Source organism: Chryseobacterium panacisoli, from assembly GCF_008274625.1.
Lineage (GTDB): Bacteria > Bacteroidota > Bacteroidia > Flavobacteriales > Weeksellaceae > Chryseobacterium > Chryseobacterium panacisoli.
The window spans coordinates 981,131-1,006,388 of the sequence record NZ_VTRU01000001.1 but is presented as its reverse complement, the minus strand read 5'-3'; the positions used below and the strand labels follow the sequence as shown (position 1 = coordinate 1,006,388).

Genomic DNA, 25,258 nt, shown 5'->3' with positions numbered 1-25,258 from the left:
TCAATTAGATTTTCTGGAATTGAAAAAATCAAAGTTATACATCTGTTCAATTTTTAAAACTAAAACTAATGAAAACAAAGATTCTGCTATTGATCCTATTGAGCAGCTTCATGTTGGGCTGCCGAAGTAAGCACAAAATTACAACCACTTATAAAGAAAATACACAAGAAACAGAAAAAGTAAAAGCTGATTCTTTAAGCGTACAAAACTCACAATCAACTCAAAGCATGTCACGTGATGTATTGCTGAAGGAAGAGAGACATGAAATATCCGGAGATCTGTTGATCAAAGGAAAATCTGATGCATCTAATCCCTTGGTTTTCCATAACGTCGTAGGGAGAGATACCATTCAACGTATTTCCATCGTGGGAAATGCAGAATATTCTATCATCAACCATTATGCAAAGGCCCGCCATGAAAAATCAGAGGTTAAAAAAGAAGAATCTACTCATGTTATTCAGGATTTAACCCAGAAAACCAGTTCAAAAGAAACCATCAGAGAAGTAGCTTCAAAAGTCTCTGAAGAAACCAAAAAAATTCAATCAAATGGATTTGAAATTGTAGCCTGGATCATCATTACGGTTCTTGGAATCACTTTAATACTCATCTTTTTCACCTACAAATATTTTAAGCAATGAAGACATCACAAAAAGGAATAAACCTGATTGTATCATTTGAAGGTTTCAGTTCAAAGCCTTATCTGGATTCTGCAGGAATTCCGACAATTGGGTATGGTAACACATACTATCCTGGAGGAAAGAAAGTAACCATGAAAGATACTGCAATCAGCAAAGAGAAAGGAATAGAGCTGTTTTCAGCTGTTTTACCAACCTATGAAAAAATAGTCAACAGTAAAATTAAAGTCATTCTTACTCAAAATCAATTTGATGCTCTCGTATCTCACACTTACAATACCGGAGGATCAGATGGACTATTTTCTTTGATTAATAAAAAAGCAGAAGAGCAGGCAATCAGAAATTGGTTTACCACAAAATATATTACCGCTGCCGGAAAAACGTTAAACGGGCTCATCCGCAGAAGAAAGGCTGAAGCTGATTTGTTCTTTTCTAAATAAACAATTCCCACCTAATAATGGGGACTTTAAACCCTATTATCATTGGAAATAAATCTCCAAAGTCAGGTAATTTCAGAAAGTGGTCTGCCTTGTTCCGGTTTCACTTCATCTGCAACGATATGGTTTTCTTCATTCCCTTGAAAATGCCACGTAATAGAAATAATCTTTAAGCCTTTCTCCAATTATCAATTTTATCAAAACTAATTATCAATTATCAAATGAGTACACCATTACATACAATTTTCAGTTGGTTTGAAACTGGAGATTTTCCAACAGAAACCCAGTTTAAAGACACATTTTTATCTTTTTATCACAAAGATGACCTAATCCCTATGGAAGGTATTGAAGGGTTTGAAGAAATTTTTCAATTATTTGCCAGTGCGGAAGCCTTTCAGGCACATTTAAAAGACCCAAATGCTCATTCTGAATATTTGGCTTTACTGAATGCGGGCAACCTGACTTCAGCTCATGTTAATAGCTGGAAAAGTAAACTTGGAATTAGCAATGTTGCTACCATTGACGGTTCTGATCAATTGGGTAATGCATATACTAAAATACAGGTAGATAGCTTTGTTGATGCATTGAAAGATGCTGATAAAGACTTAGCCCTGAAGATAGAAAATATTAGAAATATATTATTATCCAATGATTTGTCTTTGGATGAACTTCAGGAAATCGTAGACTTCATTAAAAAAAACCGTGACGATATTGAAGCTTTAAAAGCTATTCCAATAGGAGAATCAAGGGAAGATAAAGTAAAGCTGTTACTTGACTACAATGAGCTAGGCAGCCCGAAAAATCAGCAGGAATTTAACAAGCAAATCTATGATAGGGTTTTACTGATCTCGCAGACCCCTACAAGTGCAGTGGTACAAGTCACAGGAAATGCTGTATTTCCTAATACCCTTGAAACAGAAAATGTGATCATTCAGGCCAGAGATAGTGTCACGGGTAAAAAAATAAATGTCGACGATTATGCCACCAATCAAACCATAGAGGTTAAGATGATAGGCGATCTCGTTAATCCAATTAATATTCTCATTTTAAAAGTTAAACCATAAAAAATAAAAACATGAATAATAACGCAGTAATCAGTAATAATGCACATCAGGATAATTTTTTCGGGGAGCTGAAACGTACCCGTTTTCAACAATTTACTTCATTTCCAAGTACGGATGGTGTTCCTGCAGGTTGGGTAATTGATTATAACGGTCAGCTGCATCAATGGAACGGAACTGAATGGGTTAATTTGGCTCAGAATTATATACATCCTGATTATCCGCTGACTAATAATCCATTTCAAACAGATCAGACAAGCGGACTTCTGTTGCTAAGTCAGATACTGACCAATAGTTCAGGACATGTTATTAAAATAGCAGGCCGTAATCTTACCAACGCAGATATTGTTTCTATTTTTTTGAATGATGCTACTCAGTCAGGCACCTATACATGGTCATCCAATAAGATTAAAACTTATATTGAAAATTTAATAGGACAAAGCCTTACAGGAGCATTGATCTATCAGCCGGGAGGTTATATTCCTTCTACTACCGAAGGTTCAATGACGGCTCCGTCACCCGTTACATCAGCTACCATTAAAACAGGGATGGTGTGGGTTATTACAGCAAATGGCTGGGTGGGCAATGAGCCCGTTTCTGTTGGTGATCATCTTATTGCCAATACTGATGACGCTTCCAATGCTCCTAAAAATTATCAGATTATTGAAAAAGGTATTCCTGATATTGTAGATGCTACAGATGCGGTGAAAGGACTGATTCAAATTGCTACAGATGTTGAAGCGATTGAGGGAGTCAATCCTGTTAAAGCAATGACTCCAAAATCTACTAAAGCTGTTTTGGATGCAAAAATTAAATCCAAAACATGGCAGATCGGAGATGGCTCTTCTGTCACTTTTTCCATTACTCATGGCTGGAATACCCTGAATGTTGATTATATCTGTTATCGTAATGCTGATAACAGAAAAATAAATGTAAGCTGTGTGGCTACATCGGCAAATGATGTACAGATAGATGTTTTAGCACCTCTTACTCCGAATGAATATAGAATTACTTTAACTGCAAGATTAGACTAATGATTGCTCCTGAATATTTTAACAATCACATCGCTGTAGAAGGCGAAATAATTGTGAAAAGTGTTCCAAACGATGCAGGTACTGTAATGGTTTGGAATTCTGTAACGAAAAAAATCAGCACAAGAACCCACGCGGACATCGTGTCTGATTTAAATGTAGTGACGACTAATACCTATCAAGATATACCGGTAAGAAAAGCCTTTTCAGGAGCTACAGGCAATGCTTATAATTCAGTGGCTTTAGAATTAAGAGGTAATGGTGTATCTGATACAATTTACCCTGCAATTTCTTTTCACCAGCCGGGCCTTTATGCCGCTACATTGCAGTATAGGTCAAACGGTTACCACTTTATGAATATTAATGGTAATGCTTTTGATTATGTCCAGGCGGCCGGGTATTATAAAGACGGGTCAAATGATGAAAAGTTTCTTACAGGCGGCGGCGGAGACTATGATTCCCGAAAAAAAGAAGATTCCTGGTATCATTCCGGAAGAAACTTTCCACAGGGAACACTGATTGAAACTGATGTAGACTATTCTGTAGACTATGGAGATCAGTTTCTTTTAGAGATTAAAGGTAATATGTACGGAAGTGATCAGCCTTTAGATTGTAAGATCCAGGGTTATATCTATAACGGGACTATTATTTCTCACAGCGGCTATTCTACATTATATTACTGGAATGGAATTACAGCCTTAAATTTAAACGGTAAACTTTGTTTTTGGTTTACTCAATTGTCTTATTGGCAAGGGTTTGATGTAAAAGTAACCGTTGGATATGGAGGTTTAGACCAGGGTAGAAACCGGGTTACTTCAGTTTCGGATCATCCGGACCCGGGAGGTACAAAAAGAGTTGAGATCAAGCTTAAACATTTACTTACAAAAGAAGAGTTAGTTTCTGATGGTACATTTTGGGAGAAGAAAGATACAGGTGGCTATTGGGTATTAGATTCAGATAGGCCTATAGCGGGTTTAAATGGTAATAGTTCTCAGGTTATTTTATCGGGTGGTTTACTGGCTTCTTCTGCTTATACAGATTCCCAGTTTATTCCTCCTTACGGAATCCATTCAAGAGGCTTTGTGCAGACAGATGAAGGCTTTCAAAACAGGTTCTACAAAGCAGATGAAAGAAATAGGATCTGGTCATTTGCCAGCGCTGATGATTATGGACTTTCTTATTATCAGGGAAATGCCAATAGCCTGGGTGAAGGGATAGGTTTTCATTTTGGCGATGCCAATAATCCTACCCATTTTATGGGACGCTCAGGTCAGATTTATTCTAAAGTAGGTATTTATTCTGGTTCATTTACTACAGGAAATAACCAGGTTTTAAATTATAGTGGTCCGTCTACATTATATATAGGAAATCCTACTATTAATACTATTATAGAGTCTAATGGTAATGATATCATACACTATAAAAATGGAGTAAACGGAGTGGTTTGGGATGCTCATAATTTAGATCCGTCAACTTTTGTTAATGCATCGGCTTTAAATAATTATGTTCCCTATAATGGCGCGACACAGGATGTTAATCTTGGGGCAAATGACTTAGAATTTAATGGTGGTGGATCTATAAGCAAGCATCAGAATAAGGTAAGGATATTTAATAAAGTTTATCAGGGCTATTATGAGGATGGAGGACATACAGGGGTTTTAGCTATTAAAATGCCACAAGCCTCACCAGAACATGCTATGTTTAGTATTGATATTAATATTTATGGATATGAAAGCCAATACCTGGGAAAAGTCAATGTAGCTTTTTATAAATATGTATCAGGGACTATGGTTCCTAATGGTTCAAAAGCAATATGGGAAGTAACAGATAATTTTCCTACAACTACCGCAAGAATTGGGATAGGAACTGACGGATATGTCAGTATTTTATTAGGAGAGGCGAACACATTTTGGAATGGATATTTATCATTTGAAGTTGCTAAAGTGGAAGTTAAATATGGAAACTATAATAATGATTGGAATGTAGGATGGTCTCATGCGCTAGAACCTAACTTTGACTTATATCCTGCCAATATCATTACACTACCTTCTGATGTTGTAGCTACAAGAAGTTGGTTAACTAATTTTGCAGACAGCAGCTATATCCCTAAAGCAGTTCAGTTTAATGATAACTTCAACAGTCTTGGAGGCTATTCCAGTTCCGGAGTTTATAGAGCCAACAATAATGCAGGAGGAGTTCAGCATTTATACAGTCCTATGTTGCATATGGGGGCTCAGGATACCACAGCACAATTACAGGTAAAATATAATGATACGAGTGCAGATGCAGGAGAATTAGTTTATAGAAGCGGGCATAATGGCAACTGGACTCTATGGAGAAGAGCCTGGGACAATGTAAATTTCAAGCCAAGTGATTATCAGACAAGGAATACGGATGAAATTATCTCTGCAGCAAAATCCTATTACAACAGAATACCTTTCAAACTAAAAAATAGTTCCTATAAATCCTGGTCCATTCAGAAACCTACAAATAACAACTTAATATTGGCTCCTTCTGCTTCAAATAATGCGGAAGATTGGGATTTAAGTAATGGTATAGAATTCACTGATGCTGGCCAGGTTTCATCAAAAGGTTTTAATAAAATTGGCTATAATGATAACTATCTTTTAACTGCGGGCGGCGGTCATAGATTAGCAGCAGATTTTGTGTCATCTTCAGAGTTAGGAAACTATCTCAGAAAAGATGGCGGTACTATGACAGGTGCTTTAAATATAGAGTCTTCAGCTATGCTGGGGAAGTGGAAAAGTACTGCACAAACAGGGAATTATTTGACCTGGCAAAAGTATGATGGGGCAAAAGATATAGCGTATATTGGAGCTGATGGAGGTTCTGCCACATGGGGTGGAACTGGAGACAATTTTGTAGTCAGAGCGGTAAATGATGGTGATTTATTATTAAATTCAGACAATGGTGTTGTTAGAATTCAGGGTGGCGTTCCGTGGACGACTAACAATTTTAATCCCGCAGAATACTTAGCGAAAAGAGGTAATCATCAGGATGCAGCTGCGGTAAAAACAGATTATCCTTTAAGTGTTACAGATTGGGCTTCAGGTACTGGATTTCCAACTACTTATGGTAACTCTTTACACATTGCAGGAAATAATACATGGTACCATAGAATAGATTTTCCTTTATTCAGCAATCATTTAGAGTATTGGCAGGCGATCAATACAAATACCATGACGAAAAAAGGTAATATTCCTTTGTTGTCAGATGGAGAAGCGCTTTGGACCAATAATAATTTCAACCCTGATGCTAAAGTTAATTCTGCAGAAAATGCTCAAACTTTAGGGTTTTCAAGTGGTTTATCATCTGGTGCACCATATATATATCATAAAACAGATGGCTACGTATTTTTAGCAACACAAAATTGGGCTTCCGGTAAATTTGTTAATGTCGATGGTCAACAAGATATTACTGGGCTTAAAACTATTAAAGGAAGAGCAAAAAATACAGGCACAGGCTGGGGTAATACCAGTACATCAGCTGAGTATTCTTTCTTAGTAGAAACTGAAAGCGGTTCAAATACTGATAATCAATATACAGCATCCATCGGGTTTTCCTCTAATAGTGGAACGCAAGCCGGTATATATGTAAGAAGTAATGACGGAAATGGTACATCTATGGCTTTTGCAACAACTAATTCGTTTGCAGCAGGGCCTCAGATAGCGATGACTGTTGATAGTTATGGTGCTGTTAATCATGTAAGATCAAGACCAACATTTCAGGGAAATACAATTTGGGATGCTGGTAATCTTACCACTACAATGATAAGTAATTGGAATGATAAGTTTAAAGATTTAAAGTATGTTGCTAATTTAAACCTGGTTTCCGAATCTGGAATTTATAGACAGGAAGCCCCATCTTCCGGGTTTAATTATACTACTACTTTAAATCTAAACTCAGCTGATGGCAGACAACAGTTAACTATTGACAGGGCGGGTAATGGAATGAAATTCAGAGGAAGCAATTCCGGTTCAGGAGATACAGGATGGCAGCCTTGGAGAACTGTTTGGAGTGATTTGAATTTCTCCCAGGGTCATATTAATAACTGGAACTATATGTCTAGTAATGGTGTTATCGTAAACCAGCATTTTACTAACAATACAGGTAATGCATTAATGGTTGTTGATGATTATCATGGTGGAGAATCTGGTATCTATAATGAAAATGATGAATTCTACTTAGCTGTGTTAAAAGATGAGTATTATAAATATTCAAGCAGATATGATGGCTGGGAAGGTATTAACTTCAATAGAGGGAACAGAAATATTGGTATAGGAACAGATGCCAATGATGCCGATAAAGTACAGGTTTCAGGCTCGGTAAAGGCTATTAAAAACTTTAAATCCGAATCTGAAAAACCTAATACTTTATTTATCCCGGACGGAAGTTTAGCATTTCTTGATGATGAGATTACCAATGAAGATTCCAGAATGAGATTATCTCATCGTATGATTGAGCAGCAGCCGGGAGTTCAATATTATGATTCTGATAATAGAATGTTGGTGATCAGATGTGTATATGGAGAGCACTTTGTATTAGGAAAATGTTTTAGAGGTCAAAGAATATTGGTAATCAATGCTAGTGATAGTTATGGGCAGGGATTTGATATAGAAAGCGCAGGCTATTCTTATAAAATACCACCATATACCTCTATTCAGTTGTTTGTCTGGGATGAAAAGACAGTTTATAAATATGCAGAAAATCAAATGTTTTAAAAATGATGAGTCATAACTAATATAAAATGACGTCACCTATCTTAAAGTGGCGTCATTTGCCTGTTCGTGATTAGGCGGGGATTATCTTCAGACACTTTATAGGTTAAAAGACTATTACCGTCATTTATCAAATAAATGTGGCACTATTAGTGAACAAGCGCCCATATTAAAACACCGATTCCGGCATAAACAGTAACCGTAATGATATCAGCTATCGGTTGTGAAAAGCGTTTTTCTGCAATTTTTTCACTATTGATCTGGTTCTTATGAAATTTCAGAATTTTTTTAGGATTATGAACAGGATGTGCAACCAGACTGTCGCTTTCCCATCTGTCAACTATTATTTTATAGCTCTTTCCATCAACATCAATTTTAACATTTTTGTTAGGAGCAAGTTTCTCCTGAATATTAATCGGAGCAGCAGGCGGTTGAGCTGTTACATTTTGGAGCTGCGTTGAGGCATTATTAGCTAATTCGGGCGTCTTTTTTTGACCCTGCTTATTGTCGGTTGCTGGATCCGGCTGCTTTTTTACCTGGTAAGTATAGCAGCTGGTAAGAGATAATAATGTAATGATGAGGTAAAGATACTTTTGCATTAGCCAAATTTAAGAATTAAACGGAATATTTAGCATTTTCTTTTAAAAGTTCCTGTTTTTATAAAAATTAAGGCTGTTTGTGACCAAGGCAAGATTATTTCAAACATTTTATAAATCATTCGGTTCGTTTGAGTTTGTTGAAACCATAAGTTTACTGCAGCTACAGAATGGAGAGGCGCAAAAACTTTCACAGGAGTTTAAAAAAAGTGAATTTTGAACATGTGATTACAGAGCAATATTATTTCGTTCGGAAAAACAAAGTTTACTGCAACTACAGAATGGGAAGGCCAAAAAACTTTTATAAGAGCAAAAGAAAAATGAAATTTGAGCTCTGAAGAATGTAAATATAAACATCAACAGAATGCATAGTTTTCTTGCTGATGACATACAGGTAATCCACCAATTGACAGGGGTATAAAAGAAGAGTGAATCAAAAATCGCTCAAAAAATGTAGAATTCCATTCAAAGTAATCAGCCTAGAAATAATATAGGTTTCCTTAACTGTCAATTTTATCAAAAACTAATTTTCAATAATCAAGATGAGTACACCATTAAATATAATTTTCAGTTGGTTTGAAAAAGGTGATATTCCTACAGAGTATCAATTTAAGCAGACCTTTTCTTCATTCCGCCATTTAGATGAAAAAATCAAAATGGATGAAGTGATGGGCTTACATGAAGCTTTTCAACAAACGCTGTCTACCACAACTTTCACCAATCATCTGGAAGATGAGAACGCACATAGTTCAGTGCTGGCAAAACGTAATGCATCCAATCTTACGGATATTAATGTAGAGGAATGGAAAGAAAAATTAAAAATAAAATTTGTCGCTACTATAGATGGGAGTGAAGAGACCGGAAACGTCTTTACAAAAGAGCAGATTGGGGAAATTGTCAATGTATTTCAGGCAAAGGATAATGAACTGCTTGAACATATTGCGACAATTAACGAAATATTAGCCTCTAATGACGCCAATCTTGATGAGCTTCAGGAAGTCGTAGACTATATTAAAGAAAACAGGGAACAGATAGAATTGCTTAAAGAAGCTGTTATCCGAAATATTTCAGATGATAAAATCAACCTTATCGGCATTTATTCAAACTGGGGCGCAATTACTTACCAAAATCAGTTTAATGATTTGGTGTATGATAAAATTAAAAATATCGAAGATGCGGCCAATGCCGAAAAAATAAAGCATGAAGAGAGAGTTAGGGGAGACTCCAGGATAAAACATGATCTTGATACACTAAGTTTTGTGATTGATGCTTATGACACAGTTACAATGTTTACAATCCCCATTAAGGTGAGAAGAATAGACAATAATAATATTGAAGTGCTATTCGATTCAGTGCCACCCAATATAATTCAGTTAACAATTAAAAAAATATAATTATGGACATTAAATACGCTTATTACAGAAGTTCGGTAGGGTATAAAATAGAAGGGAAAACAGACAATGATATTTTAACTGCCGGCGGCGGAACAAGGGCAATCAATTCTTTTTGGCATGATGGAAATTTAAATCCGTTAGACTATGTGCCTAAAACACGTACTTTAACAATTAACGGTACAGCCTATGATCTGTCAGCAAACAGATCATTTACAACACCAGATACCATTACCCGTCTGAAAGGCGGTGCATCCGGATCTTTGGTTTCCGGAGATGTTACCCTTGCAGCAGGTGCTAATATGGCGGTTAACCAGACCGGAAATACAATTACGTTAGTTTCTACCGATACAACCTACAGCGCAGGTAGTGGTTTGACATTGACAGGCACTTCATTTTCTTTACCGGTCACTACTTCAGGTACAGGAAATGTCGTTACGGGAATTAGCCAGACGACCAACGGAATAACAGTGTCTCTGGGCTCTATGCCCACTACATCGGATTTAGCGAACTATATTCCGTTATCACAAAAAGGAGCTGCGAATGGGGTTGCTGCACTGGATGCATCAGGACTGGTGCCTGCATCTCAATTGCCATCATATGTGGATGATGTTTTGGAGGGATATTATAAAACTGCTGACGGAAAGTTTTATAAAGAAGCGTCTTATACTACGCTTATCACTGGTGAGACAGGTAAAATTTATGTATCCCTTGATACCAACAAAACTTACCGTTGGACGGGAACAACGTTCGTTTATATCACTTCCGGAGCTGTAGATTCTGTAAATGGATTAACCGGGGTTGTAGTCTTAAACAAATCTCATGTAGGCTTAGGGAATGCCGATAATACGGCAGATGCAGCGAAAAATGTTCTTTCCGCTACAAAATGGACTACAGTACGAACGATTACACTTTCCGGAGTTACTGCAACAGCACAAAATATTGACGGTTCTGGAAATGTAACAGTCCCTATTACTGCTGTTCCTGCGACATTATTAACTGGAACTGCAGCAGTCAATACAACCGGATCAGCTGCAAAACTGACAACACCGAGAACAATTTCTGCTTCAGGTGACGCTACTTGGAGTGCAACTTTTGACGGTTCTGCCAATGTTACGTCAGGGTTGACATTAGCTGCAACAGGAGTAACTGCCGGGACTTATGATGAGGTGACCGTTGATGCTAAAGGTAGAGTAATTGCCGGAAGTAATAATGTAAAGTCATACACGACCTCTATTTCCGGGACAGGAGGTGTGGTACACAATTTAGGGACCAGAAATATAGATGTAGCCATGTATGATACAGTAACGTTTTACAAAATCGATGGCAGAATAAAATTAACCGATCCAAATAAAATAGATGTTGAATTTGACTCTGCTTTACCTAATGCTGTATCTATAACAGTAACGCGTAAAGATATTTAACATGGATGTAAAATACGCATATTATAACACCTCAAAAGGCTATAAAGTAACGGGCGGCACTGCTGCCCAGTTTTTAAAAGCGGATGGTTCCCTGGATAACAATGCTTATGTTAATAAATCAGGAGACACGATGAGCGGTGCCCTTACATTGAATCATTCCAGTGGTAGTACAATAAGAAAAGATTTATCTGCGGTAACGGCAGCAACCGGATTTTCAAGAGATATTTTACAGTTAGCAGGTTCTAATGGCGTAGTGGATACTGTTGCGTGGTTTGGAGCTGTAGAGGCGGATGGGACAGTAAAAATGTCGTATGGTTATTTCGGTGCAACAACTTACAATGCTACTAAGGCACTGCTTTGGACATCAGATCAGAGGGTAGGAATTGGATTAAATGGATCATCATTACCACTGGATGGGTATAGGCTTCATGTTTCCGGAAATAGCTATACATCCGGAAATATAGGGGTAGCAGGAACTATAAACAGTACGGCGGGTGAACTTCAGGTTCAAAGACAGGGAGTAAACAGAATCAGAACAGGTTCCGCATTTACATTAATTTCAGGAGATGGAACTTCAGGAATCGTTTATTTGAGACCTCAGGGAGATTCAACAAGTGCAGGTCAGGTAGTGATCAATGCTAATAACACTCAGTTTGTAGATGCCTATAATCTGTTATTTGGCAGTCAAACGGCAGCGGGGTCAACTATTTTCCATACTAATCTGGCGAATACGACCCATGGTTATGGGGTGTGGTTAGGACAAAATTTACAATTTAATGGCACTGATTTTACTCAGCCAAGAGGATCATTAAGTTCATGGGGACTTACAGTGAATAACCATAAAAATTTTTCATTTAATTATGGGAGTGCTACGGGTACAAATGGGGAAATTCCGACATTAACTGAGGTTGTAAAAATTAATAATACAGGTAGAATTACAACACTAAATGACGGAACTTCTTCTGATTGGATATCAGCATACAATACAGGTTTTCTTTACAAGGGTATATTAGGTCCTACAGTAGATTTAAATAGCATTACTTCTACAGGATGGTGGGTTCAGACAGGAAATGCAAATGCAACTTCTGCAAATAATTATCCTATAGGTTTAGCAGGTCAATTAAGAGTTTATTATACATCAACACATATAGTTCAGGAATATACTACCTATGCTAATAACAATGATGTGTACAGGAGATACTATTTCAGTGGAACCTGGTATCCCTGGACAAAAGATTGGGATTCAAATGATTTTTCTGCAGCAAATATAAACAACTGGAATACCGCATTTAATTGGGGAAATCATGCCAATGCAGGATATCTTTCGAATGCTACCTTATCTAATTATTATACAAAAAATGAATCTTTAAATTTATTTGTTGGAAAAAATGGAGTTGAAACAATAAGTGATACAAAAACATTTACCAACAGTCCTGTGATTCCAAACGGAACGTTAGGAAACCATGCTGTAAACAAGAACCAGATTGCATTAAGTGCTACTCCTGAAAATGAAAACGGGCAACAATTAACCATTAGCGGTAACAATTCTGTCAGTCTTACAAATTATTTTGTAACATCAAGAGACGGATCAAGAAATGCAGATGATATTGCACCCAATTCTACGCCTAAAAGAGTAAGATTTGATTTTGCTAAATCTAACAGTGCCGGCTTGGGAGCGTCTGGAAATTATGCAGGGATCATGACCTATGCTCCCTGGGATGGTACTACTGCTTCTACAGGGGATTCGTCCTATCAGTTGGCATTTGCCAATCAGAATGGGATCAATGGTTCCGGCGTTCCCATGCTGAAAATAAGAAAAGGGATTGATGGAAGCTGGACGACACCATGGTATAAATTCTGGACAGAGGCAGATTTTACTGAAACAAATATTCAGCAATGGAATTATATGGCTCAGTACGGATTACAGCTAAATTCGGACTTTACAGTAAATACCGGATCAGGTTTAGTAATTTCAGATAACCACCTGAATAGTGCTGAGTCAGGTATTGTAGATATTCATCAGAAAAGATTGTTAGCTACGAAACGAAACGAATATTATTCTTATGGTTCTGAATATAATGGGTTTGGAGGTTTAAATTTTCATACGGAGTTGAGTCACTTCGGAATGGGAAGAGAGGCAAATGGGGGTGATAAGTTAACTGTAGAAGGGTCTGTAAAAGCCAGTGAAAATTTTAAATCTGAGGATGAAAACCCGGATACAATGTTTATTCCTAATGGCAGAACATCGAGTCTCAGAGATGAAATTGTTAATGATCAATCTGATCCTAAGAATTATGCCGTTAGATTAGATCCGCATGAATATGAATTCTCTTCCAGCAATCTTAGCATAGATGATAGAAACAGGCTTATCCATGTTATTGGAGAACAGATTAAAATGGTGGTCAATTTCAAAGAAATCTATCCGAAACAGCAGATCGTTATTTATAACTTTGACAATGGAGGTACCATGGGAGTTGATGTATACGGCAAAAGAATATATAATATCAGCCCAAATTGTTTCCTTAGGTTGTATGTGACAAAATCACGAAGAATAATTGCAGAACAGGAACAGAGCTGTAAGTTTATCTGGTAAGAAAATATAATAATTATTCTACGGAATATAGATTAAAAACTTCTTATTATGTAAGATAAAGCCAATCCCACAGTCAGAGGATGAAAGTCTTGTGATTGTGGGTTTGTGTTGTATTACCGTAAGAGCGGCAAATATCAGATCTGGTATAAATTGCTTGAATAACATTTTTTGTTTCCTAAATTGAAACATATAAAGAGCTATTAACGAATAAAAAATATCGCCACTTGTTTAAAGTGACGATATTTTTTTGTGGACTTGACAGGCAACTATTCAAATACTTTTATTGCTGATATTGAAAAGGTGTTGTTGTATGTGTCTGATTAATAGTTTTTTATGCTACTTATATCCTTTAACCGTATTGCGGATAGCCTAAAGTATGAACTTAACTTGTCCAGTTTTGTGATTTCTTCAGTTGTTCAGGTGATATTTTGGATTGATAACTGTAATTAAGTCAACAGCAAAATGGGGCAAGGATTTCCAGATCAACTCAATCTTTTCACTTTGTTTTAATTTGAGCTAAATCGCCAAACTATTGACCTTTTCAATGAGTTTTAATTTGCTTTTTTTTCTGGAAATTTGCCTTCAAAAGTATAGCACATGCAATTGAAAAGAACGCAAAATACAGTTCTACTTTATCTGATTTTTACATTACTATTTAGTTTAGTCGTTTGGATACTGAGTTTAAATGCTCCCAATGCCGGGCGAATTGCGGGCAGGATGTTCGGTTATGGTATTATGTGGTGTCCGGCATTGGCAACGCTTGTCACATTAAAGCTTACAGGCCGTAAAATAACTGATCTGGCCTGGGGTTTGGGTAAGCCAAAATATCTATTGGAAAGTTATTTAATCCCATTATTTTATTCTTTAGTGGCTTACCTTATCATTTGGTCAGCAGGTTGGGGAGATTTCTACAATAACACATTTGTTACCAGTACGGCACATGAATTTGGTTGGGATGCTCTTCCTCATTGGTTGTTTATTATTATATTTTTTGTGATGAATGCTGTTATAGGCATGTTTGCAAGTATCTCGACTGCACTTGGAGAAGAGATTGGCTGGAGAGGACTTTTAGTGCCTGAACTGGCTAAAAAAATGGGATATACAGGAGTATCACTGACATCGGGCCTCATCTGGGGTATTTGGCATTATCCTTTACTGATATTTGGGAATTATAACAATGGGACACCAGCCTGGTATGGCTTGATTTGTTTCACCGTTTCCATTACAGCTGCCAGTTTTATTTATACCTGGTATAGAATGAAATCAGGAAGTTTGTGGACAGGCGTACTATTGCACGCAAGTCATAATCTATTTATTCAGAGTTTTTTTACGCCTATTACTGAGGGAAATATCCGGTCTCCGTGGTATATTGATGAATTTGGAGCAGTTGTACCTATCATTACCATACTGTTTGCTATATATTTCTGGAGCAGACGAAAGGAACTTGAACAGGTCGCAGATTAGTAAAAACAACTTAAGAGCAAGATGATCCGTTCCGATAATTCCACGATCATCTATGATTAAAGGAATATAATTGAAATAAATATCGGTTAAAAATCTTTTTCCAAAAATGAATTATAAATTCCGGCACCCCTGCCGATTATTATTTCCTGAAACCCTTTTCCTGATAGATATTTTAAAGCTTCTTTTAGTTCTTTTACGATGTTGAAACCTTCCACATCTGCAATTGAAGCAGAAACTATTACGATTTCAATCTCGGGAAAATCAGCTTTTAAACCACCCGGAAATTATCGAAACGCTTCGACGGTTTTTCTTCAGATGATGAGGTTTCCTTTAAGAATGGCCTGTTGTACGAAATACCCAAAGCTTCCTGAGGTGTTTCGTGAACAGGATTTTCCACTAATAAAACCTGTCCATTCGCTGATAAATTGGCAATTAGTATTACTTTCATTATTTTAATATTACAATTAACTTGTTTTTCGGTAATTGAAAATGGCTAGTCCATTCAATAAAAATGCAAAACCAATCAGCCAGAGAAATTCTGTTTTTACTTGCTGAAATCCACTGCCTTTCAAGACGATTAATCTTACAACGCTTATAAAATGAGTGACTGGGGTAAAATTTGAAATTGTTCTTGCCCAATTCGGCATACTGTCGGTACTGGTAAAGAATCCGCTCATCAGCATAAAGATCATCATAAAGAAAAATGCAATGAACATTGCTTGAAGCTGCGTATCAGCAAAGGTTGAGATCAATAAGCCCAAGCCTAATAATGCAACAAGATAAACACCGGCAAACAGATATAAAACCAAAATACTTCCTTGTGGGAAAATCCCATAAATGACATACATTACAATCAATCCTACAGTGAAGACTATGATTCCGACAATCCAGAATGGAATCAATTTCCCCAGAATAAACTGCCATTTTTTAATAGGCGTTACATTGATCTGTTCAATGGTGCCAATTTCTTTTTCTTTAACAATATTTAATGCGGTAATAAAACCTCCGATCAGCGTAAGCAATAAAACTAATATACCCGGAACCATATAATATTTGTACTCAGCACGGGGATTGTACCAATTGGATGATTCAACAGAAATTGTGGCTTTAGAGCTCGTTGCCAGGCTTTTAACGGTTTTGAAATTAATATCCAGACTGCTGTTAAAATCTGCAATCACAGAAACCAGATAACCGCCTCCAAGTGAAGATTTTGTACCATTGATGGCATCAACAGAGAGATTAATTTTCTGACTGCCTTCCCGAGCAAGATTTTTTTCAAAACCGGAAGGAATTTCCAATACCAGATCAGCGTCTCCATCTTCAATCATTTTCACTCCGTTTTTGTAAGAATCGGGACTTCCTGCAATGATAAAATATCCTGAAGAAGCAATCTTGTTAATCAATTGCTGGGAATATAAACTGTGATCGTGATCTACATAGGCAATATTGATATTTTTAACCTCAAAATTGGCGGCAAATGGCATGATGATCAATTGAATAATTGGCATTATGAACATCATTGCAAGAATAATTTTATCCCGAAAAATCTGACGGAATTCCTTCTGTAAAATAAAGCTCAATGTTTTCACGATAATCTGATTTTAAATTTTTTCAAAGAAATAGTCAGCAAAACTGCAGACATTCCTATCAATATTAACGTTTCTTTCCAGATATAACTGAAACCTAATCCTTTCAGCATCACTGCCTTTACAATCGCATAATAATATCGCGACGGAATGATATGGGAAATTATCCGAAAAATCCACGGCATATTTTCCAATGGAAACATAAAACCTGTCAGAAGCATGGTAGGAAGCATCATACCCATCATTGATAACAGCATTGCAGTCTGTTGAGAATCAGTAATATTTGAAATCAGAAGCCCCAGTGAAAGACAGGTGATGATGAATAAAATACTTTCCGCAAAAAGCAAAAGTAAACTTCCTTTGATTTCCACATCCAGAAGAAAAACTGAAAGTAAAAGAATAATAATGAAATCTATAAGCGATAAAACCAAATAGGGAATTGCCTTCGCAATCAATACCATGATCGGTTTAAAAGGAGAGACCAAAAGAATTTCCATTGTTCCCAATTCCTTTTCACGGACAACTGCAACGGACGTTAAGGCAGTACTTACAATCATAAATATCAAGGCAATGACACCCGGAATAAAATTAAGCGAACCATTTTGTTCTTCATTATAAAGTTGTCGTAATTCAGGCACAATTTGGTAGGAAAGTTTCGTATTTGGATTAAGCTGCTGTTGATAATTATTGATGATCGATGTTAAATAATTGGTCACGATGGTTGCTGTATTCGGATCGGAACCATCTGCAATGATCTGAATTTTTGCACCATCTGTACGGTAAAGATTTTCTCCAAACTGCGCCGGAAAAATAACAACACATTTGATGGTCCCTTCCTTGAAACGGTTTTCAATATCTTTATAATTGAAAACCGGTTTTTCAACTTTAAAGTAAGTGCTTGATTGTATCTTGGCTATAATTTGCTCGGAATTAACATCACCGGAATTATCCTGAATCGCAATCCCGATATTTTTAACTTCACTGCTTAAGGCAAAACCAAAAAGCACGATCTGTACAATCGGAAGTCCAAACAAGATCAATAGCGTTCTTCTGTCCCGAAAAACGTGATAAAATTCTTTACGGATAAATGCGAGTAATTGTTTCATTTTAATCAGATTGACGTTTTGCTCCTCTTGCTAATTGATAAAACACTTCATCCATCGAATGGGTATTGAATTGTTTCTTTAAATTCGTAGGGGTATCCATTGCTTCTACACGACCATCGACCATGATGCTGATCCGGTTGCAATATTCCGCTTCATCCATATAATGCGTGGTTACAAAAACGGTAATTCCGCTTGCCGAGGCTTCATAAATCATATCCCAAAACTGACGTCTGGTAACCGGATCTACACCGCCTGTCGGCTCATCCAGAAAAACAATTTTTGGTCGATGAAAAATAGCAACTGAAAAAGCTAGCTTTTGTTTCCAGCCCAGAGGAAGCGAGCCTACCATTTTTTTAGCTTCATTTTCCAAACCTAAAGTGGTTATAAGTTCACTGCTTCTTTTTTTGATCTCAGAACGCGAAACACCATACACTCCGCCATAGAATTCGATATTTTCCAAGATAGAAAGATTATCGTACAAAGAAAATTTCTGACTCATATAACCAATATTTTTTTTGATCTGTTCCTGCTGTTTGTAAACATTGAAACCTGCAACAGTTGCTTCCCCGGAAGTAGGATAGGATAGCCCGCAAAGAATTCTCATCGCCGTTGTTTTTCCTGCTCCGTTTGCTCCTAAAAATCCAAATATTTCGCCTTGATTGACGTCAAAAGTAATTTTATCGACGGCTTTGAAATCGCCAAACTGCTTCGTCAGATCTTTACAAATGATTGCTTTACTTTCCATCGGCTGTTTCTGTTAATTGGTTTTGTTCTTGCATTAAACGAATAAAAACATCCTCAATATTTGGTGTGATTTTTTTTATTTCTAAATCTTCCGGATGATATTTTTCTGCAATCTTTTTGACCCTATCTTCTTCATTATCATTTGAACTAAGTGTTACATGCATAAATTCTCCGAATGCATAACAGCTTTCCACCTCAGAATCTGAGCGTAAATCCTTTAATAATTTATAAATGTCTTTGGCTTTCACAGCAAATAATTGTTTAGGGAAATTTTGTACAATCTCTGCCGGGTCATCAATTGACATAATTTTACCGTTTTGAATCAATGCAATTCTGTCACATAATTTAGCTTCATCCATATAAGGTGTAGAAACTACAATTGTGATGTTCTGCTGTTTCAGTTTATTGAGCATTTCCCAGAATTCCTTACGGGAAACGACATCTACACCAGTTGTTGGCTCGTCTAGAAACAATACATCAGGCTTGTGAATCAAAGCACAGCATAAAGCCAGTTTCTGCTTCATTCCACCAGACAGTTTTCCGGCACGGCGATCACTGAATGGTTTAATCTGATCGTAAATATCTTTTATCAGATCATAATTTTTCTGAATCGTTGTTCCGAAAATAGTTGCAAAAAAGTGTAAGTTTTCCTGAACAGTCAAATCCTGGTATAAAGAAAATTTTCCAGGCATGTAACCAACTCTGTTGCGGATCACCTGATAATCTTTAATGACGTCGTGTCCTTCAACAGTAGCCGTTCCGCCGTCAGCAAGAAGCAGAGTGGTGAGGATACGGAAAATTGAGGTTTTGCCGGACCCATCAGGCCCAATTAAACCAAATAATTCTCCTTTCTTTACTTCAAAAGAAACATCGTCGACCGCTTTTACTTTGCCATAAGTTTTAGTGATGTTTTTTACAACGACAGAATTCATATCATTCATTATTAATTAAATAAAACTTCGCCATACATTCCTATTTTTAAATAGCTGTCATTTTTTACTCTGACTTTTATGGCATACACCAGGTTCGCCCTTTCGTCTTTTGTCTGAATAGTTTTTGGCGAGAATTCGGATTTGCTGGAAATCCAGATGATTGTTCCTCTATATTCTTTATAATCTTTTTCGCCTTTATCAATTCGTATTTTCACCTGTTGATTCAATTTAATTTGTGATAATTGAGCTCCAGTGATATAAGCACGCAGGTCAAGAGTAGAAGTATTTGCAATTTTATAAAGTGGTTTTCCGATAACCTGCATCTCGCCCTGTAAAGCATAATTTACCAAAACAGTTCCCATGATCGGATTGATGATCTGTCCTTTGTTGATCTGCTCCTGGATCTGTTCCGCATTTTTTTCCAACGGACTTTTCTCGCTCAAAATATTTTTGTTCTGGGTATTGGTATTATAGGTATTGAGTGTAAGCTGTTGTTGGGTTACTGCGATTTGCTTTTTCAGCTGATCGATTGCGGCGTTGATGTCGTCCAGTTGCTTTCGTGTTGCAGCATCTGCTTTTACCAGATTTTCTGTTCTTGTTCGTTCTCGAAGCTGTTGGGTAAGTTGTGATTTTTGTACAGCCAGTTGACGACGAACCAACTCTGACTGATCACTTGGATTGACAGTTTTTTCTTTTAAAATTGCAATACTGGCTTCCACCTGCTCTTTCTGCAGTTCCACAGAACGCACATCCAGCTGACCTACCTTTACGCCGGCTTTCAATTGCTGGCCCTCCTGAATAGTGTAAGAGGTAAGTTCGCCATTCTGTTGTGCGGAAACAATGACTTCGTCGGCTTCAAAATTACCAGATGCATCAAATTCATCTTTTTTTTCGCAAGCTGTGAGTAATAAAATTAGGGTTAAAAGGCCTATTGTTTTTTTCATTTTGTTTCTTTTATCGTTGTTAATTACCTGAGATAAATTTCTGATTGTATTGTGCCTGTAACAATTGAATCTCATGAAGAATTTTTGTTTGTCTCGCAAGATGTTCTGCATTGACTTTCTGGATATATTCATGAATTGTTATGACTCCGTTTTGTAATTGAGCATTGGCAGATTGTGTAACGGAAGTCCTCAATATAATCGCTTCATTATCCTGCTGCATTAATTTTGTGTATTTTGTAACCTGTTCGTCCTGCTGTGCCAGATCAAGTTTTGAATTAAATAAAAATGTTTCTTTGTCAGCATCTGCAGTTTGTCGGTTCATATTCAGGATCTCTCTTTTATTGGAATTGGTATAAAGACTATTCAGTGACCAGGTAAATCTGACGCCGGTTATAAACCAAGGTCCGAATTTGTTTTCAATAATATTTAAAGTAGGTCTTCCGTATGCCCCTTGAAAAAAAGCACTGACTTGTGGCAGAAAATCAGATCTCAATTGTTTTTGCTGAACGTCGTAAATAGATTTCTGAAGGTCAAAAGCTTTCAGTTCCGGTCTGTTGATTTGTCGTCCAATTACTTCCGATGTTGGTGTTTGTAATTCTGTTGAATCATTTAATTCTCTACCAATAAATAAAGATAGCATTTTGAGATAAGCGGTGCGGTTGGCTTTGTATTCTGTACCCGCCATTTCAATACTCAAAACTTCTGCTTTCAGTTCATCCAGATTACTTCGGTAAGCGACTCCGTTAGCGAGCGCAGCTTCTGTTTTCTGTACTTGGGTTTGATAGTTTGCTTTATTGAGCTCGTTTTGTTTCAACTGAGCATCCATTAATAAAATAGAGAAAAAGATGGTGTTGATTCTACTGTTTAATGAGTATAAACTAGCTTCAAGATTTTGTTCCTGCAGTTCAGCATTGACTTTTATCAACTCTTTCTGATTTTTTGTATTGTCACCATCATATAAAAGCTGACTGACTTCACCCTGAATCTTATATTGATCCTTACTGATTGATGGCAGCGAAATTCCTGCCGGTAAAGAAGAAAGTGCATCAGAAAAACTTACTGTTTGCGACTGATAAGTTGCCTGTCCCGAAAAATTAATCTGCGGGAGAAATTTTTTATTGGCATTCTGAATATCAAATTTGCTTGTTTTGGATATGAGATCAAGCTTTTTGATGGCAGGATAATTTGCCTTTGCCAACTGATAACATTCTTCAATCGTTAAGACTTGTCCATTTGTATTCATAATGGCTGTCAGCACAAAAAGAAATAAAATTATTTTGTTAATCATTGTTTTGTTTTTATGATTTAATCATTTGATTAATTTATGGTCAAAAAAAATTATTCCGCCTGCATCATTGCTTTAATCCAAACCGGAATTAATTTTTTGCGTTCTTGCATCAGCTGATTAAAAGCCGCTAAATTTATATCACTTCCTCCCATCAATAAAGGTTTTGCAATAAAAGGAAAGATGATCATTCCCATTAAATTCATTAGAAAATGGAGCGGGTTTGGTTCTTTTATTTTTCCCTCCTTTACTGCTTTTTGGTGTTGCTTGAAAAAAACTGAATTCATCATTATTTCTCGGATAGGAAGTTTGTTTAATAATGCATTTGGATTGCTGCGTATCTCCGTAACAATAAAGGTCGGAATTTCCGGTTCTATTATTATCAGGTCAATATATCTTGATACGATTTCTGAAATTTTGTCTTCCAGATCTGTTTTTTTATCATTCAAAACTACTACCATATTTTTGACAAAACCGGACAATGTTTCGATCATAATGATTTCGAATAATTTCTGTTTGGACCTGAAATAATAGTTTAGTAGGGCCAGGTTGATTTCCGCTTCTTCGGCAATATCTCTTGTACGGGTAGCTGCAAAGCCTTTTTTATAAAAAACCTTTCTTGCTGCTTCTTTTATTTTTTCTTCTGTAGAAATATCTTTTTTTTCCGATTCTTTATTTTTAGCCATTTTTTCTGCTGCAATTTTAATTCAAATTTATAAACTTATTTTTAATTTAACAAATTGATTTAATCATTTGATTAATTTTTTTTATTATCCAATTTTATAATGGATTATGAAAATGTTATTTTAAGCTGTATTTCAAAACCCAGTGGAAATTGCTTTTTTGAACGTGAAAAGATTATTTTTTTGTGATGTTCAAATCAGGATGGGTAACCTAAGGCTGCTGCTTATTATTTCCATGCCTGGTTGATTATTGCGCTCATGGGCGCAATCATTGGTTCGGCACCGTATTTTTCTGAAAGTTTTTTTTCTAGCTCTATTTTTACCTCATCCATCCATTCTGGATAATGCTGTCTGATCTCTTTAAAAACAAACCCACCTTCAACGAGGCCTGCCGCAGTTTCCTTTGCGGTTGGGCAAATCGAAAACTGCTCTATAGTTTCATTAAGTATTTTTGAAAATCCTACATTTTCTAACTGGCCCCTTATGATAGCTTTATCACTCATAGACACAGCGAGGTTGTATGATTCAGGCAAAGGATTTTTCAGATATTTTTCAGCTACCAATCTTGAGACATAAGACACTTTGTTATATTCCAATTTATCCCACGTAGTAAAGATGAACGTCCCGCCTGGCTTTAAAACACGATAGACTTCACTAAATGCTTTATGCTTATCCGGAACAAACATATATCCGAAGCAACATACCACTAAGTCAATACTATTATCATCGAATGGAAGATCTTGTGCATCTATAATCTGCCATCCAATATCAAGGTGGGCCAATTTCTTTTTTGCTTCAGCTAACATGTCAGCGTTAATATCCGAAGCGATGAGCTTTGCCGAGGGCATGATTTTCTTCCTGATATGCCGTGTAACTCGGCCTGTTCCCGCAGCTATCTCTAATGCAACAGAAACTGTCGCTGGGTCAATGCGCCCTGCAACCTCTATGCCCCAGGGTTCAAAGTAAAGAGGGCCAAGAAAATGATCGTAATGATGCGCTTCGTCATCGGAACAATTAAAAGAAGAATTTGGTATATCACTCATAAAAAGTCGGTTTTAATTACAGGTCGAAAAACAGCGATGGTGAAAACCACCTATATAAGTAGGGCCTGCTGTATTTTTATTTATTTATAAATTCAAAAATTGAACTGACAAATTCTTCTGGCTGTTTCTGCCATTGCCAATAGGTGTAGGGCCAGTTTTCTTCTGCACCATTCATCTTACCTTGTGTGATCATGTCGTGCCCACAATCTTTTATGGTAATGATCTTGTGTTTCACGCCTGCCTTTGTCAAATACGTTTCCATTTTGTTTTTGTTCTCAGCGGGTGGAACCAATACATCTTTGTCCCCGAAAATACTTAATACAGGGCATTTTATTGTACTTAAAGCTTCTTTAGGATCATACTTGTTTTTTCTCCACCATAAGACATCGTCCCCGGTTTGCGATTGAGGGATGTCTAGTTGATCAACCCATTTTTCGTCTTTTATTTCAGAGGCATATTTCTTAAGGGCTTCCCAGTCTTTTACAGTATTGCTCTGAATATATTTAAAAAAAAGTCCAGAATAATGAAGAGCAGAATTAATGGATTCTTTTGAGTATCCTTCCTCAGTCAGGGTATACTGAACCCGGTTAATATCCTGTTCGTAGAGAGAAACTGCGGGACCTACAATTAAAACAGCAAAGCCGCAATCGGAGACTTTATTGGCAGCTAATGGTACAACCCATCCGCCCTGGCTTGCGCCTAAGAAACCTATTTTGGCATAATCCAGATCATTTCTCGCTTTAAGATAATTAAAGGCGGAAGCTGCATCTTCTGAAAAGTCATTAAAATCAGCCAATGAAAAATTACCTGTTGATTTACCGGTGCCACGTTTATCATAAAGCAAAACACCTATTCCCTTGCTCGCCAGAATATAAGCCAGGGAATGATACCAGGGAGTATCTCTGTCCTCCCACCCGGAGCGATGTACCAAAATAACATAAGGAGCAGGCTTATCAGATTTTTTTGGTTTATACAAAACGCCTGCAAGCGAGATATCTGCATTAGAAAATTTGATTTCTTCTTCTGTAAAGCTTTTTTCTTTTGCCACTGTTTTTTTCAGGTGGATTCTCATCTCAGGTTTTGTATTCCTGCTTACCCCGGTTAGATCTCCTGTTTTAGGATCTAAAAAACAATAGAAATCGCCATAGAATATCTTTATACTCAAAGTATCCTTATTCTGCGATATTTTTTCTGTTGCCACATCCATATAACCAATTTCCGGTATATCGTAAGTTGGTTTATTAGTATTAAAATCAAATGAAATTAACTGAACAGACCCGTTCCGTGTTAAAGAACCTTTATAATGACCTTGCGGTGTTTGGCTGTCCACAATTTGTACTGTTAAAAGCGAAAGGATTATATATAAAGGTTTCATATTTGTATAATTTTATATTTGTATGTTGCTCGTTTGTATATCTTTAGATAAAGCTTATATATGAAAGACAAAGATGATGATTAATTAGTTACATTATCTTTAAAAATATTGATAACCAACTTTTTCTACATATCCCTTACTCCCTCTTCTTTCTAAATTGAGGCTTGTGATATGCTAAGTACATCCTCC

20 protein-coding genes are annotated in these 25,258 nt (G+C 36.7%); 9 read left to right on the top strand and 11 right to left on the bottom strand.

Features of this window, described 5'->3' with window-relative positions:
- Positions 1 to 68: 68 nt before the first annotated feature.
- From FW781_RS04615 to FW781_RS04595, 5 genes are all read left to right on the top strand, one after another.
- Positions 69 to 638 (top strand): hypothetical protein, encoded by a 570-nt coding sequence (locus FW781_RS04615; protein ID WP_149386339.1) that lies wholly within the window; start codon positions 69 to 71, stop codon positions 636 to 638.
- The gene (locus tag FW781_RS04610) at positions 635 to 1,075 is read left to right on the top strand and encodes a lysozyme (RefSeq protein WP_149386338.1); all 441 of its coding nucleotides are present in this window, start codon (positions 635 to 637) and stop codon (positions 1,073 to 1,075) included. Before FW781_RS04615 ends, FW781_RS04610 begins: the two co-directional genes overlap by 4 nt.
- Positions 1,076 to 1,293: 218 nt before the next feature.
- Positions 1,294 to 2,136, top strand: coding sequence for a hypothetical protein (locus FW781_RS04605; RefSeq protein ID WP_149386337.1), 843 nt, complete (start codon positions 1,294 to 1,296; stop codon positions 2,134 to 2,136).
- A gap of 11 nt (positions 2,137 to 2,147) precedes the next feature.
- Positions 2,148 to 3,167 (top strand): hypothetical protein, encoded by a 1,020-nt coding sequence (locus FW781_RS04600; protein WP_149386336.1) that lies wholly within the window; start codon positions 2,148 to 2,150, stop codon positions 3,165 to 3,167.
- Positions 3,167 to 7,906, top strand: coding sequence for a hypothetical protein (locus FW781_RS04595; protein ID WP_149386335.1), 4,740 nt, complete (start codon positions 3,167 to 3,169; stop codon positions 7,904 to 7,906). The genes FW781_RS04600 and FW781_RS04595 overlap by 1 nt, the downstream gene beginning before the upstream one ends.
- Before the next feature lie 146 nt (positions 7,907 to 8,052).
- Here FW781_RS04595 and FW781_RS04590 read toward each other — a convergent pair whose 3' ends face one another.
- On the bottom strand, positions 8,053 to 8,502 hold the full coding sequence (locus tag FW781_RS04590; protein ID WP_149386334.1) for a hypothetical protein: 450 nt from the start codon (positions 8,500 to 8,502) through the stop codon (positions 8,053 to 8,055).
- Positions 8,503 to 9,041: 539 nt separating this feature from the next.
- On the opposite strand from FW781_RS04590, the gene FW781_RS04585 reads away from it, so the two are divergent.
- The 4 genes from FW781_RS04585 to FW781_RS04570 all read left to right on the top strand — a co-directional run bounded on the left by FW781_RS04585 (position 9,042) and on the right by FW781_RS04570 (position 15,371).
- Entirely contained in the window at positions 9,042 to 9,893 is an 852-nt protein-coding gene (locus tag FW781_RS04585; RefSeq protein ID WP_149386333.1) for a hypothetical protein, read from the top strand.
- A 2-nt stretch (positions 9,894 to 9,895) separates the two neighbouring features.
- Positions 9,896 to 11,314: a phage tail protein gene (locus FW781_RS22800; protein WP_149386332.1), complete on the top strand. Its 1,419-nt coding sequence runs from the start codon at positions 9,896 to 9,898 to the stop codon at positions 11,312 to 11,314.
- A gap of 1 nt (position 11,315) precedes the next feature.
- Positions 11,316 to 13,907, top strand: coding sequence for a pyocin knob domain-containing protein (locus tag FW781_RS04575; RefSeq protein WP_149386331.1), 2,592 nt, complete (start codon positions 11,316 to 11,318; stop codon positions 13,905 to 13,907).
- 597 nt (positions 13,908 to 14,504) lie between these two features.
- Positions 14,505 to 15,371, top strand: a complete 867-nt coding sequence (locus tag FW781_RS04570) for a CPBP family intramembrane glutamic endopeptidase (RefSeq protein WP_149386330.1) — start codon at positions 14,505 to 14,507, stop codon at positions 15,369 to 15,371.
- A gap of 268 nt (positions 15,372 to 15,639) precedes the next feature.
- Here the strand turns inward: FW781_RS04570 and FW781_RS04565 are convergent, their stop codons facing one another.
- From FW781_RS04565 to FW781_RS04520, 10 genes are all read right to left on the bottom strand, one after another.
- A complete protein-coding gene (locus FW781_RS04565) occupies positions 15,640 to 15,819 on the bottom strand; it encodes a hypothetical protein (RefSeq protein WP_149386329.1) in 180 nt (59 codons plus the stop codon).
- A 16-nt stretch (positions 15,820 to 15,835) separates the two neighbouring features.
- Positions 15,836 to 16,960: an ABC transporter permease gene (locus tag FW781_RS04560; RefSeq protein ID WP_149386328.1), complete on the bottom strand. Its 1,125-nt coding sequence runs from the start codon at positions 16,958 to 16,960 to the stop codon at positions 15,836 to 15,838.
- On the bottom strand, positions 16,957 to 18,063 hold the full coding sequence (locus FW781_RS04555) for an ABC transporter permease (RefSeq protein ID WP_149386327.1): 1,107 nt from the start codon (positions 18,061 to 18,063) through the stop codon (positions 16,957 to 16,959). Before FW781_RS04555 ends, FW781_RS04560 begins: the two co-directional genes overlap by 4 nt.
- A gap of 1 nt (position 18,064) precedes the next feature.
- Positions 18,065 to 18,808, bottom strand: a complete 744-nt coding sequence (locus FW781_RS04550) for an ABC transporter ATP-binding protein (protein ID WP_149386326.1) — start codon at positions 18,806 to 18,808, stop codon at positions 18,065 to 18,067.
- On the bottom strand, positions 18,798 to 19,739 hold the full coding sequence (locus tag FW781_RS04545; RefSeq protein ID WP_149386325.1) for an ABC transporter ATP-binding protein: 942 nt from the start codon (positions 19,737 to 19,739) through the stop codon (positions 18,798 to 18,800). Before FW781_RS04545 ends, FW781_RS04550 begins: the two co-directional genes overlap by 11 nt.
- Positions 19,740 to 19,750: 11 nt before the next feature.
- A complete protein-coding gene (locus tag FW781_RS04540; RefSeq protein WP_149386324.1) occupies positions 19,751 to 20,683 on the bottom strand; it encodes an HlyD family secretion protein in 933 nt (310 codons plus the stop codon).
- A gap of 19 nt (positions 20,684 to 20,702) precedes the next feature.
- Positions 20,703 to 21,971 carry a TolC family protein gene (locus FW781_RS04535; protein ID WP_149386323.1) on the bottom strand — a complete coding sequence of 423 codons (1,269 nt, stop codon included), beginning with the start codon at positions 21,969 to 21,971 and terminating at the stop codon, positions 20,703 to 20,705.
- Between the two features lie 50 nt (positions 21,972 to 22,021).
- Positions 22,022 to 22,654 carry a TetR/AcrR family transcriptional regulator gene (locus FW781_RS04530; RefSeq protein ID WP_149386322.1) on the bottom strand — a complete coding sequence of 211 codons (633 nt, stop codon included), beginning with the start codon at positions 22,652 to 22,654 and terminating at the stop codon, positions 22,022 to 22,024.
- Between the two features lie 224 nt (positions 22,655 to 22,878).
- Positions 22,879 to 23,694 (bottom strand): class I SAM-dependent methyltransferase, encoded by an 816-nt coding sequence (locus FW781_RS04525; RefSeq protein ID WP_149386321.1) that lies wholly within the window; start codon positions 23,692 to 23,694, stop codon positions 22,879 to 22,881.
- Between the two features lie 76 nt (positions 23,695 to 23,770).
- Positions 23,771 to 25,069, bottom strand: coding sequence for an alpha/beta hydrolase family protein (locus FW781_RS04520; protein WP_149386320.1), 1,299 nt, complete (start codon positions 25,067 to 25,069; stop codon positions 23,771 to 23,773).
- Positions 25,070 to 25,258: the final 189 nt, after the last annotated feature.